Here is a 13,405-nt window from a genome sequence, read left to right on the forward strand (position 1 = left end):
TTCACGAGACGTATGGAGACCATCATGAAATCTGATAATACTGAACTTCCGTCCATCCTGATCGCCGGTGGCGGTATCGGCGGCATGGCAGCAGCACTGTCGCTGGCGCGCCTCGGCATACGGGTAACTGTGCTGGAACAAGCCGCCGTCATGAGCGAGATTGGCGCCGGCATTCAACTTGGGCCTAACGCCTTCGCCGCGCTGGACGCGCTGGGAGTGGGGGCTGCCGTGCGCGATCGCGCTGTGTTCACGGAACGTCTGGTGATGATGGATGCTGTGGACGCCACCGAAGTCGGTACATTCGAAGTCGGCGAGCCGTTCCGTCGGCGCTTCGGCAACCCCTATGCAGTGATCCACCGCGCCGACATCCACACCGCCATCCTGGAACAGGTACGAAAAACCCCGCAGGTCGAACTGATCACTTCTTGTCATATCGACAGCGTCAGGCAGGATGCCACCGGCGTCACCGTGACCGATCACCAGGGCCGTACCTTCCGCGCCGGCTACCTGATCGGCTGCGACGGCGTCAAGTCGGTGGTGCGCCAGCACGTGGTCGGTGACGACGTGCGTGTCTCCGGCCACGTGGTGTACCGTGCCGTAGTGCCAGCCGAACGCATGCCGATGCCGCTACGCATGAACGCACCGGTCGTGTGGGTCGGCCCCAACTGTCACCTGGTCCACTACCCGCTGCGCGGTGGCGAACAATACAACCTGGTGGTCACCTTCCACAGCCGCGATGCAGAAGTATGGGATGTACGCGACGGCAGCAAGGAAGAGGTACTGTCCTACTTCACCGGCATCGACGCACTGCCACGCCAGTTGCTGGAGATGCCGGACAACTGGCGCCGATGGAGCACCGCCGACCGCGAGCCGGTCGGCAACTGGACCGCCGGCCGCATCACGCTGCTGGGCGACGCCGCCCACCCGATGCTGCAGTACCTGGCGCAGGGCGCCTGCATGGCGCTGGAAGACGCAGTGACGCTGGGCGAAGCGATCAGTCACTGCAACTACGACATGACGGCCGCATTCGCACTGTACCAGCAATCGCGCATCGCCCGCACCGCCCGCGTGGTGCTGTCGGCGCGCGAAATGGGCCGGCTGTACCACGCGTCTGGTGTCGAACGCCTGGTGCGCAACGATCTTTGGAAGGGGCGCGATGCCAACGGCTTCTACAACGCCCTGGAATGGTTGTACGGCTGGACCGCCGACACCTGCCTGGCCACCGTCACCGACAAGGAGCACCAGCATGCATAACGATCTGATCGCCGCCCGCCAGTCCCTGTACGACGACATGCAGCAGCTACACCTGGCCCCACTGTGGGCCTCGCTGCACACGCTGGTGCCGAAAGAACCGACGCCGCCGTATGTGCCGGCCCTGTGGCGCTACGAAGATATCCTGCCGCACCTGCACCGCGCCGGGGAACTGATCTCGGCCGAGGAAGCCGTGCGCCGCGTGCTCGTGCTGGAAAATCCCGCTCTGCCCGGCCGGGCGTCGATCACGCAATCACTGTATGCCGGACTGCAACTGATTCTGCCGGGCGAAGTCGCTCCGGCGCATCGCCATACGCAAGCCGCGCTGCGCTTCATCGTTAGCGGCAGGGGCGCCTACACGGCCGTCGATGGCGAACGCACTATCATGCATCCCGGCGACTTCATCATCACCCCATCCTGGACTTGGCACGACCATGGCAATCCCGGCATCGACGGCCACACGGAGCCGGTGGTCTGGCTCGACGGCCTCGATATTCCGATGCTGCGCTTCTTCGACGCCGGCTTTGCCGAAAACGGTGAGGAAACAATCCAGCATGTGGCGCGCCCGGAAGGCCAGAGCTACGCCGCCTACGGCAACAACATGGCACCCGTAAAACAGCAGCATGCGACACTCAACTCGCCGGTGTTCAATTATCCCTATGCCCGCACCCGCGAGGCACTGGAAACGCTACGCCGCACCCAGGCGGTCGATGCCTGGCACGGCGTCAAGCTTCGCTACATCAACCCGTTGACCGGTGGTTCACCAATGCCGACCATCGGTGCCTGCATGCAGCTGCTGCCGAAAGGCTTCCGAGGTCAGCGCCACCGCAGCACCGACGGCACCGTCTACAACGTGGTCGAGGGCAGCGGCAGTGTAACTATCGCTAACACCCGCTTCAGCTTTGTGCCGCACGACACCTTCGTGGTGCCTTCGTGGGCCACCGTCGCTTTCGATGCGCCCGAGGACGTGGTGTTGTTCAGCTTTTCCGATCGACCGGTGCAGCAAGCCATGGGCCTGCTGCGCGAAGCCTTCCTACCCGATTAAACCTCTCATCACATCAAGAGCACATCATGACTGCCAATTTCATTTTTCCCCCGCAAGCCATCGTCGGCCTGCCCGTCAACGGTTCGGACGCCACCTTCCCGGTACGCCGCATCTACTGCGTCGGCCGTAATTACGCGGCGCACGCCCGCGAAATGGGTTTCGACCCGGATCGCGAACCGCCGTTCTTCTTCTGCAAACCGAACGATGCCGCCTCGGTGGTACCGGTGCCCGCTGGTGCCACGGCGCAACTGCCATACCCGGCCAGCACCGAGAACTACCATCATGAGATTGAGCTGGTAGTCGCCATCGGCAAGGGCGGCAAAGACATTGCGCCAGAGGAGGCGGCAGTCCACATCTTCGGTTACTCCGTCGGTTTGGATATGACGCGCCGCGACCTGCAGATGCGCATGCGCGAACAAGGCCGGCCATGGGAAATTGGCAAGGCCTTCGATTATTCGGCGCCCATCGGCCCGCTGACTCGCCTGGCCGACAGCGGCGAAGTACGTAGTGGCGCCATCGAGCTGAAAGTCGATGACAAAACCACCCAAAGCAGCGACCTCACGCACCTGATCTGGTCCGTCAGCGAAACCATCGCCCAACTGTCGACGCTGTTCGAGCTGCAGCCGGGTGACCTGATCATGACCGGCACACCCGAAGGCGTCGGCGCGGTGGTGCGCGGCCAAACCATGGTCGCGCACATCGCGGGCCTGACGCCGATTACAGTCAAGATGGTCTGATACACCGTTGCGGCCAGCCAGCAGGCCACAGAAGCCTGCCGCCTGCTGGCTGGCCGCATCCGACAACACGCGGAGACATGATGACTACCTCACCCACTATGGATGTCCAGCAGTTCATCGACGGCCATCCCTTTTCCCGCTTCCAGAAACAGCTGTTGGTATTGTGTTTTCTGGTGGTCGCCATCGACGGGTTCGACACCGCATCGATCGGCTTCATCGCCCCGGCGCTACGCGCCGAATGGCATCTGACGACCGCCAGCCTGGCGCCGCTGTTTGGCATCGGCCTGTTCGGCCTGATGTCCGGCGCGCTGCTGCTCGGCCCACTGGCGGACCGCTACGGCCGTAAGCCAGTGCTGCTGCTATCGGTTGGCTTCTTCGCCGTCGCCAGCCTGCTATCGGCCTTCGCCACCGGCCTGCCGATGCTGCTAGCGCTACGCTTTCTCACCGGCCTGGGGCTGGGCGGCGCGATGCCGAGCGCAATCACACTGACTTCCGAATACTGCCCGCAGCCACGCCGCGCCAGCCTGGTGACGCTGATGTTCTGTGGCTTCACGCTAGGTTCCGCGTTCGGCGGCCTGATCGCCGCGCAGCTTCTGGCATCGATAGGCTGGCGTGGCGTGCTGCTGATCGGCGGCGCCTTGCCGCTGTTGCTGCTACCGGTACTGTGGATGGCGCTACCGGAATCGTTGCGCTGGATGGTGATGCGCGGTCGCGGCGCCGTCGCCATCGCCGCCATCGCCTCCCGGATCAAGGCGCGATCCGAGCACACCCTGCCGCAGCTAGTGGTCAGCGATCGCAAGCTACCCGGTTCCCCGGTGGCGCAGCTGTTCCGTCCCGGCCTGCTGGGCGGCACGTTGCTGTTGTGGAGCACCTTCTTCATGAGTCTCTTGATAATCTACCTGCTCTCCAGCTGGTTGCCGATGTTGCTAAGTGGTGCGGGTCACAGCTTGTCGCAGGCGTCCTTCATCAGCTCCGCGTTCCAGATCGGCGGCACCGCCGGCGCCATCCTTCTGGGTCGCTGGATGGACCGCTACCGTCCCCAACGCGTGTTGGCGATCGCCTACCTGGCGGCAGCCGTATGCATCGTGGCTGTCGGTCTGTCGACCAATAACGTCCCCGTGCTGGTGCTGGCCGTGTTCGGCGTCGGCTTCGGCGTTAGCGGCTCGCAGGTCGGCGTCAGCGCGCTGGCGGCCGCTTTCTATCCGACCACCAGCCGCGCTACTGGCGTCAGCTGGGCCTCAGCCGTCGGCCGCAGCGGCGCAGTGGTCGGTTCCATGGTCGGTGGCGCGCTGCTAGCTGCGCAACTGAGCAACCAGGCCATTTTCCTGCTGCTGGCCATTCCCGCCGTGCTTGCCGCCTGTGCCCTGCTAGCAATGGGTCGGCTGCAAAGCCGGGCAAAATCAGCCCTTATCCCATCTCCTACCGTCACTGAAAGCACCGCAACATGAAACTGCATACCTATTACCGTAGCTCCGCGTCCTATCGCGTGCGCATTGCACTGAACCTGAAGCAGCTCAATGCCGATGAGGCCTACATCCACCTGTCGCGCAACGGCGGCGAACAATTCAGCGCCGCATTCGACGCGCTAAATCCCCAGCACCTGCTGCCAGTGCTGGAGGATGACAGCCTGCTGCTGACGCAGTCGCTAGCCATCATTGAGTACCTGGACGAGACCCGCCCTATACTGCCGCTGCTGCCATCGGACACCGCTGGACGCGCCCGCGTACGCGCGCTGTCGCAAGCAATCGCCTGCGACATCCATCCGTTGAACAATCTGCGTGTGCTGAAATACCTGAGCGAACAATTACAGGTGACACCGGACCAGAAGAATGCCTGGTATCGCCACTGGGTCACGCTCGGCCTGCAGGGACTGGAGCAGCAACTGGCGAGCGACAGCGCCACCGGAGCCTTTTGTCACGGCGACACACCGACCATGGCCGATTGCTGCCTGTCCCCGCAACTCTACAATGCGCGCCGCTTCGAATGCGATCTCTCGCCTTACCCAACGCTGACGCGCATCGACGCCAACTGCGAAGCATTGCCAGCCTTCCGCGACGCCGCACCGGATCGCCAGCGGGATGCCGAGTAGCACCACGCATCACCATAAGACATAAAGCGGAGGCTCCACCAAAATCGGCGCCGGCGTCATCGCCCGCCGAGTGTGCGCCTCCACCGATGCATCCAACTCGGATTTGTACTATGCCGGCGTGACTCAGCCGCTGTCACCGGCGCCGCAGCTGGACGTTCAGGCCGCGCGCCGCAATGTCAGGAACGGCGGTGGCGACACCACAATGCTGGTGGCGCGACTCAGTTACTTCCTGTCGAAACGAACCTCGCTGTATTCGGCGATAGGCTGCATGAACAACGCTGGCAATGCCGTCATCGCGCTCGACGCCGGCGGCTCCGTCGGCACGGGCAAGTGTCAGAGCGGCGTCATGGCGGGCATACGGCACATGTTCTAAACGGCGCGCGATCAGAACAAGCCGACGTAGTTCTTCGCCAGCTCCGCGCGCTGCATCTTGGGCTCGAACGGTGTCGCGTCGATAAAGATATGGTGCCCCGCGTTGCTTGAAGTACTACACATCAGCGCCGTAATTAGATGAAACAGCAACGCACCGCGCACTGCCTGAGTTGGCGATCTGTTTGTTACTAGCTAGGAAAATTGCTTATGAAACCTTCAAAAAAATTTGAAGCCTATGTGATGGCGTGCGGAATGGCACGCCTGGGACCAGAGGTACAAGAACCAATGGATGTTTTCATGCGGCGGCTCTGGAACGCAGCCGAGTTTGATTGGTTCAATCAAACTCGGCAAAAAAAATATCTGCTTGATGGCCTTGATCACGCAATTGATGAAGCGGCAGTTTATCGCGAGTTGATTCAAATCGCGATAAAAGTAAAACCGCTCGAAACCGCAGGGACGGCCAATTGCGATGAGTACAACAAACTCTTTCGAGCTGGAGAGTTGTGCGGAGTATTGGCGTCCAAGTCGAGCGGCGCTTTCCTAAACCTGGATATCGAGCGCGAGAGCCATTACATGTGTCAAATGTTTAGCTAGGTTGAAACAGCCGAATTGATAAAGGAAAATATGGATCAGAATTATAAGAATGATAGCAACAATCTTCAGAACGTCACCATCTCTGATTGTGATGATGCAGTAGGTTAATCACATGGAAGGTGGCTTGCTGTTAGCGCTAGGTTCGCGTTAGGAGTAATTGTATTTGTCGCTATTATGTTTGGTACGTGTGATGTTCTTCGACACTTCTTGATTAAATCGGTATCGATTGTTCATGCATGGCTTTTGTAGTTTATATATCACTTTGGCCAATGTAAATGCAATGGAGAGCCTGAATGAAAGCACTCGGACCTGTCAGAAATTCTGTGTGCGGGGCCAGAATTTCGTAATTAGTTAATCGCGTTCGTGAAGCGTACAGTGTCAACCCAGGCAAACATTGCACAAGAGGAAATGTGCCTTATTGAGCGAATTACTCCATTGCGAGAATTGGCAGACAAATACAAGTGAGTGCTCTTCAAAACTGCGTCACGAAAACATCCTGATCGCTTTTGAAGCTATTTAGATCACAAATCAAACCATGACAGCAGGGATCACGGACAGTCGGCCGCCGCCAGCGCTGTGATCAAATAGTCGACGAACGCTCGCGCCGACGGCTTCGGCATACGTCCAGGAGGGTATACACCGTGGACATCAACATCCTGCATTAACCAATCAGGAAGCACTCTGACTAGGGTTCCATTGCAGCAATTCGCCTATTGCTGGCCTCAACAAATGTCAGGAGGTAGTCGATTGAGTCTGATACACGCTCGACCGCAGCCTTTGCCGCATCCGCAACTACACCTATCGGCGAACGCGTTTGCGGGCAGTGGCGCTTGGTACATATCGGCCGCACTTTGCCTGATGCAGACCCTTGGCGTTGAATAATAGACTGGTAGCTATTGGTCGATAGCCACCAGCATCAATGCGGAACCGTGGTGAACGACAAATTTCGAATGGACTTGAGGGCTAAGATTTGTCCATTTTCAAAAAAAATAAATGGACAGCAGTGATTTTTATAAGCGCTTGATTTTAAATGCTAAATGCCAGTCCATTAGTCGATTACTTTAAAGTACCGATGGCTATAAGATTGAGTTGATCGAGCGCAAAGCTGGACATTGGACTAGCGAAAAGCTGTAACCACGGTGACGTAGAAACGCTATCGAGAAAACGATCGAAGTCGGGCCGCTACTGATTGGTCCGACTTGAAAAAGATGCTCACTTAGATGCTTACTTAGATGCGTAATAGACGCTGTGAATGGCTGAGGCCGATATCCTGATAAGGGTATCGGCCTTTTTATTGCCGTGAACAGATGCCAAGGCAGAAGATTATTTCAATCGATTTGCCAGCCCGACAAATTTTTCCATTGAGATGGTTTCAGGCCGTGCTTGCGGATCTACATCGGCATCGATCAAATCATTTTCGGTGAACATCCCCGCTAAGCCGTTACGGATGACTTTGCGGCGCTGCGTGAAGGCTTTTAGGACGACATCTTCAAGCTTTTTCTGATCACAAGCCAACGGTTCCGCAATCGGGATCATGCGCACAATTGCAGACTCAACCCGTGGTGGCGGATCGAATGCGGTCGGCGGCACGATGAACATCAATTGCATCTTGTAACGCCATTGCAGCATCACCGAAAGCCGACCGAAGGTTTTGCTGCCGGGTTCGGCGACCATGCGCTGCACCACTTCTTTTTGCAGCATAAAGTGTTGATCCTGCACCAGCGGCGCGATCTCGGTGAGGTGAAATAGTAATGGACTGGAAATGTTGTAAGGCAGATTGCCGACTACGCGCAGCTTACCTTCGCCTAGCCGGGGAATGCTGCTGAAATCAAATTTCAACGCATCGGCAGAATGAATGTGCAGCCGCGTTGTATCAAAGGTTTTCTCAAGACGCGTCACCAAATCACGATCAAGTTCAACCACATGCAACTGTTTTACCGACTTCAGCAATAGGCTGGTCATGGCTGCCAGACCGGGGCCAATCTCCACCATATTGTCATCCGCTTGCGGCGCGATTGCGGTGATGATGTCGCTCAGGACTAACTGGTCGGTGAGAAAATTCTGGCCGAAGCGCTTACGTGGAATATGTTTCATTGTGGTGATGTGTTAAAGCGATGAATTAGTGCGATGAGTTGATGCAATGCGTCGGCAAAAATAAGACACTGCGCGATGCAAAAGATAATGCCATCCGCTGCGCTCTGTTTCAGCAAACTAAACACTGGCGCGACAGGATGGCGTTTTTGCTGGATGACTCTTTAGTCTACGTTGTTCGATTACATTATTCCGCAGCGCTGGGATTCGCAGCCGAACGCACCATTTGCGCTGCCGCCTTTAACGCGGCCAGCATACTGCCATGGTCGGCCACACCCAACCCGGCAGCCGCCAAATCCAGTGCTGTCCCGTGATCGACCGAGGTGCGGATAATCGGTAGCCCCAGCGTAATATTAATACCATGGCCAAAACTGGCATATTTCAAGACCGGCAAACCTTGGTCGTGATACATCGCCAGCACGCAATCAGCCTGATCCAGATATTTTTGCTGAAATAGCGTATCGGCTGGATATGGCCCACTGACTGCCATGCCTTTGGCTTTAGCAGCCTCTAATACCGGCCCGATAACGTCGATTTCTTCGCGCCCCAGATAACCGCCTTCACCCGCATGCGGGTTTAAACCTGTCACCAAAATTCGCGGTTGGGCGATGCCAAATTTGGATCGTAAATCGTGTTCCAGAATCTCTAAGGTGCGGTTCAGACTATCGGCAGTAATTGCTGCGGCAACATCTTTCAACGCCAGGTGCGTAGTCGCCAATGCTACGCGCAACGGTGGCGTAGTGCGGTCTGTCGCCAGCATCATCACCACTTGGGCAGTGCCGGTTTTTTCGGCCAGATATTCGGTATGGCCGGTGAAATGTACACCGGCGTCATTGATAGTGCTTTTTTGTAGCGGCGCAGTAACGATGCCATCAAAGTGTTTTTCTAATGCACCGGTAATCGCAATATCCAGTGTTTTCAGAATGGTGCGTCCATTGCGCGGTTCCAGTATGCCTGGTCGCACATGCACGCTGAAGGGACAATCAACGACTGCAATCCGATCTGGGCCAAAACTCGGCAAGCCGTCATGACTAAACGCCCTTTCGGACAAAGCGACCAATTTAATCGCAGGATCCATTTCGGCTGCGATCATCGCTAAAAATGCAGCGTCGCCGATAAGGACGCTATTGATTTCAGCCCGTAGTTCCCACGCTGCCTTGATCGAAATTTCCGGTCCAATGCCAGCCGGTTCGCCGCAGGTGATAGCAAGAACCGGACGTCGGAAGACATCAGTTGGGATGGCAGAGGCAGGAAATTTCTGAGCGGTCATTGCGGAGATAAGGTAGTCATGCTGGCTGGTCTACACACCTCGCGGTCACACCATCAGGACATTTCCGCGAGGCAAATTGCGCCATTAAAGGCGCAAATTGTGTAATTAATTATCGTCTGAACGGTATTCAACGTAAGCACGGTCGCGCAACTCGCGCAGCCAGTCGTTGGTGGCTTCTTCTTGTTTACGCTCACGAATTGCCTGACGTGCAGCAAGGCGTTTGCGGTCTGATGAGACTGTGTCGGTTTTGCGCTCCAATACCTGAATCAGGTGATAGCCGAACGGTGATTCAATCGGCTCGCTGATTTGTCCCGGTTTGAGTGCATCCATGGCACGCTGAAATTCCGGCACAGTATCGCCAGGATAGATCCAACCCAGATCGCCGCCTTTAGAAGCTGACAGATCGTTTGAATACAATTTAGCCAGGTCTTCAAACGTCGCGGCATGATTATCCAGACGCTCTTTTAATTCCAGCAAACGACGCTTGGCTTCAACTGCCGACACGGTTGGCGTCACTTTGATCAAAATATGACGCGCATGCGTTTGTTCGACCGGAGCAACTGCTGCTGGCTTCTCCACATTGGCTGCCGCGCGCTTGTCATTGACTTTGATAATGTGGAAGCCGTTGGCACTTTGTAAAATCGTCGAAACCTGTCCCGGCTTTAGCGATATCACAGCATCAAGAAACAATTGCGGCAAACGATCTTGCGGACGCCATCCCAGTTCACCGCCACTAAGGGCATCTGGCGCATCGGAGTAAGTCGCCGCGACTTTGCCAAAATTACCGCCGGTACGCAGTTGTTGCATTGCTTCTTCGGCACGCTGGCGGCGCTGTGCAACTTGCGCAGCGGTAGCGTTTTCAGGTACACGGATCAAAATCTGCGCCAGATTGACTTCTTGCTGCACTGGCTGGGTGAGCTTGTTGTTCGCTTCAGCGGTCAGATAATTATCGACTTCCGATTCGGTAATCTGAATTTTGTTGTCAACTTCACGCTCACGCAGACGCTGCAACAAAATTTCTTTACGAATATCTTCTCTGAAAGAAGCATAAGGAATTTGATCATGATCCAGCTGTTTGCGGAAATCGGCCATTGATAACTTGTTTTGCTCTGCGATCCGGCCAATCGCTGTGTCCAGCATTTTATCGTCGACCGACAGACCGAACTCTTTCGCCGCCTGTACTTGGGCGCGCTCAAGAATCAACCTTTCCAGCAATTGCTTTTGCAAATCAGCAGGCGGCGGAGCTTCTACTCCCTGCGCTTTCATGCGCTGGATCACGTCACGAAGACGCTGTGCTAATTCCTGCCGCGTGATGACTTCATTATTAACCACTGCAACAATCGCATCGATGGTCTGCGGTGTTGCAGTTGAAGGGCTCGTAACGCCCGCTGGTGCAGGTGCTGCCGTAGTAGTTGGGGCAACCATCGTTGGCGGACCGGACTTGCTGGCAGCTGAATTTTGCGCCCAGACCGAAGGCACTGCACTGCATAACATCGAGACAATTATTACAGCTAATGTAGATTTGGTAGCTGACTTGTTGACTAACTTAGTGACCGACTTGTTGGCTGGTGTATTAGCTATACGCATAGTGAGGTGAGCATTCATATATAAGTATGACGGATTCAATTATTGATGATGTTGTCAGGTTGATTTACATTCTGATAACCCGGAACGCTGCTACGCAACGCCTGCATCGGGTTAGAGCCGAGTTTCGTCAATCCATTCAATTCAAGCTGGAAAAATAGCGCCGAACTAGCCTGTGCCGTCGAGGTCGGCGTCCGCTGCGCCACTACGCGGAAAACCCAACAATCAGCTTTATACTCTAAGCCGACCAAACCTTCAGCAACTTTTCTGTCCTCCAACGAGTAGTTAACTCGCCCAACACCGTACCAACGCTTGGAAATTGGCCATTGAGCGGATAGATCAACCTGCTTCAGAATTTCGTTATTATTCAGTACTACGGCGGTAGGCGTGCGATCCAACCGGTATGCCAGATTAATTACTTCTTTCGGGGCTGGCTGCCAACGAATATTGTAATCGGCGCGGACTAATTGGCTATTACTTTGGCTGTACTGGATGTTGCTGTCGATGCCAACGGTGCGCGTTAACTGCCCACCTGCGGCCAGCAATAAATCGGAACGGCTGTTGACAATACTGCTATCGAGCGAAACCAATGGCGGCGTGAAATAAAACCGCTGACCAATCGCCAGACGTAAACGTTCGATGCCACTTTCTTCAATAAAACGCGAAGTCACCGCCGTTGTTAGCTGATTTGCATCACTGATGCGATCATGTCCCGAAAAACTATTCTCGGTAAAAATTTGCGCAAAGTTGAAATCGGATACGCCAGTATCAAATAACGGATAGTTATTTTGATCCTTATACGGCGTGCGGACATAAAATAAACGCGGCTCCAAGGTTTGCGTGACCGCATTGCCGAACAATTTTGCATCGCGCTCAAAGGTCAAACCACCGTCTAACGAGAAGGTCGGCAATACCCGGCTAAAACTCTTCGCCGAGCCCGGCACAACATCCGTCAAGCTGTACGAAGTCGCATCCAGTTGCAGCTTTGGTGTCACGAAATAACTAGCACCGATAATCGGATAGGAAATCTGCGGATTGATGTAGATCCGATCGCCCTCGCCCGGCAACTGCACGCTGGTGGGGACATCGTAGGCACTATTTTTGAAGCGGGTATATTGCGCGTTCACCATCCAGTCAAATCCGCCGACATCCTGACGTCCGACGTTGTAAGTCACTTGCGGCAAGCGGTCATAAGGACGTGCTATCAATGGATTGCCGTTGGCATCGAAATCTTGCAATACCTGATAACGCGAAGCCAGCGCGGTCACGCTGCCGAAATTCCCGGCATAGGTCAGATCCAACTCGCGATTCAACAAACGTTGCGCGCTCTGTGTAATCGACCGGGCAAAATCATCCGGGTATTGATTATCTGATGCGTAATTAACATTCCATGACATGCCAAAACCACCACCCAGAACTTGCGTGTGGGTCGATGCAATAGCATAACGATTGGTTTTGGTGATGGCGTCGTCCGGCAGATATTCAAGCCGGGTCACGCCGCTGTAGCCCTCACCTAAATAACGCCCTTCAGCACCCAACTGCACACCACGTCGCGTAATCACATTCGGCGTCAGGGTCAGGTCACGATTAGGGGCAATATTGAAATAATAAGGTACGCTGAACTCAAAACCACCGGTACTCGTAGTACCTATGGTCGGTGGCAAGAAGCCTGACTGACGATCGCCCGAGAGCGGGAACGACATAATCGGCGAGGCCAGGATCGGGACGCTCTTGAAATACAACACACCCCCGTGCGCAATACCTTCAGAAATCCCGGTATCGATATCCATCGTGCTGGACTTGATATACCAGTCTGGCTTAGTCCCGGCACAAGTCGTATACGTACCGGCTATCGCCTTGGCATGGTCTTCATCTTCAAAATTGTAGCGTTCAGCATCGCCATGACCGCCGTTTATCCCAAATTTGTAAGTCGGTTGGGTCAAAAACCCTTGGCCCGAGTCCATATTTAGTTGCAGGTCATTCCCAGTATATTGATCACCGTAACGATTCATGCGTACGCAGCCGTGCGCTTCGACTTCGTTTTCGACTATCCGATAAGTAGCTTTGTCTGCTTTGATTTCTGTCTGTCCCCGCGTCAACTCGACATTGTTATCGAGATTCAGCACGCGATCAGGGCGCCCGGTCATCTGGTCAGCTTCAACAGTTGTTGGCAAATTACTTTCATCGACACGTGGCGGCCTGGCGGCAGGAGGCTGAACTTGCGCCATTGCCGCCGGCGAGACGAATATTGCCGTCGCGACAGGCATTGCAGCCGCCAACGCTGAAGCAATCAGCCAAGCCAGACGCCGCACACGCGGCAACGGTAATGATGGCAATCGGCGTGTTGACGCAACGTAACGTCCGTGCTTCTG

Annotated in this window: 11 protein-coding genes; 7 read left to right on the plus strand and 4 right to left on the minus strand. The window is 55.7% G+C overall.

The genetic code is table 11. The annotated features are described in order from the left end of the window. The first annotated feature begins 24 nt into the window (after positions 1-24). The 7 genes from C7W93_RS12065 to C7W93_RS12095 all read left to right on the plus strand — a co-directional run bounded on the left by C7W93_RS12065 (position 25) and on the right by C7W93_RS12095 (position 6,088). Entirely contained in the window at positions 25-1,254 is a 1,230-nt protein-coding gene (locus C7W93_RS12065) for a 3-hydroxybenzoate 6-monooxygenase (protein WP_108440219.1), read from the plus strand. Beyond that, complete coding sequence (gene gtdA / locus C7W93_RS12070) at positions 1,247-2,296, plus strand: gentisate 1,2-dioxygenase (RefSeq protein WP_108440220.1); 1,050 nt, start codon at positions 1,247-1,249, stop codon at positions 2,294-2,296. The genes C7W93_RS12065 and gtdA overlap by 8 nt, the downstream gene beginning before the upstream one ends. A gap of 26 nt (positions 2,297-2,322) precedes the next feature. Continuing rightward, a complete protein-coding gene (locus tag C7W93_RS12075; protein WP_108440221.1) occupies positions 2,323-3,033 on the plus strand; it encodes a fumarylacetoacetate hydrolase family protein in 711 nt (236 codons plus the stop codon). 80 nt (positions 3,034-3,113) lie between these two features. Then, positions 3,114-4,481, plus strand: a complete 1,368-nt coding sequence (locus tag C7W93_RS12080) for an MFS transporter (RefSeq protein WP_108440222.1) — start codon at positions 3,114-3,116, stop codon at positions 4,479-4,481. Next, complete coding sequence (maiA, locus tag C7W93_RS12085) at positions 4,478-5,122, plus strand: maleylacetoacetate isomerase (protein WP_108440223.1); 645 nt, start codon at positions 4,478-4,480, stop codon at positions 5,120-5,122. The genes C7W93_RS12080 and maiA overlap by 4 nt, the downstream gene beginning before the upstream one ends. Positions 5,123-5,165: 43 nt before the next feature. Further along, positions 5,166-5,495, plus strand: coding sequence for a porin (locus C7W93_RS12090; RefSeq protein WP_108440224.1), 330 nt, complete (start codon positions 5,166-5,168; stop codon positions 5,493-5,495). 206 nt (positions 5,496-5,701) lie between these two features. Continuing rightward, positions 5,702-6,088, plus strand: coding sequence for a hypothetical protein (locus C7W93_RS12095; RefSeq protein ID WP_108440225.1), 387 nt, complete (start codon positions 5,702-5,704; stop codon positions 6,086-6,088). Between the two features lie 1,323 nt (positions 6,089-7,411). Here C7W93_RS12095 and rsmA read toward each other — a convergent pair. The 4 genes from rsmA to C7W93_RS12115 all read right to left on the minus strand — a co-directional run bounded on the left by rsmA (position 7,412) and on the right by C7W93_RS12115 (position 13,300). Then, on the minus strand, positions 7,412-8,182 hold the full coding sequence (gene rsmA, locus C7W93_RS12100; protein ID WP_108440226.1) for a 16S rRNA (adenine(1518)-N(6)/adenine(1519)-N(6))-dimethyltransferase RsmA: 771 nt from the start codon (positions 8,180-8,182) through the stop codon (positions 7,412-7,414). A gap of 184 nt (positions 8,183-8,366) precedes the next feature. Continuing rightward, the gene (gene pdxA, locus C7W93_RS12105; protein ID WP_108440227.1) at positions 8,367-9,449 is read right to left on the minus strand and encodes a 4-hydroxythreonine-4-phosphate dehydrogenase PdxA; all 1,083 of its coding nucleotides are present in this window, start codon (positions 9,447-9,449) and stop codon (positions 8,367-8,369) included. A 105-nt stretch (positions 9,450-9,554) separates the two neighbouring features. Further along, positions 9,555-11,036 carry a peptidylprolyl isomerase gene (locus C7W93_RS12110; RefSeq protein WP_108440228.1) on the minus strand — a complete coding sequence of 494 codons (1,482 nt, stop codon included), beginning with the start codon at positions 11,034-11,036 and terminating at the stop codon, positions 9,555-9,557. A 35-nt stretch (positions 11,037-11,071) separates the two neighbouring features. Continuing rightward, on the minus strand, positions 11,072-13,300 hold the full coding sequence (locus C7W93_RS12115) for an LPS-assembly protein LptD (RefSeq protein WP_108440644.1): 2,229 nt from the start codon (positions 13,298-13,300) through the stop codon (positions 11,072-11,074). Positions 13,301-13,405: the final 105 nt, after the last annotated feature.

Source organism: Glaciimonas sp. PCH181 (assembly GCF_003056055.1).
Classification (GTDB): domain Bacteria; phylum Pseudomonadota; class Gammaproteobacteria; order Burkholderiales; family Burkholderiaceae_D; genus Glaciimonas.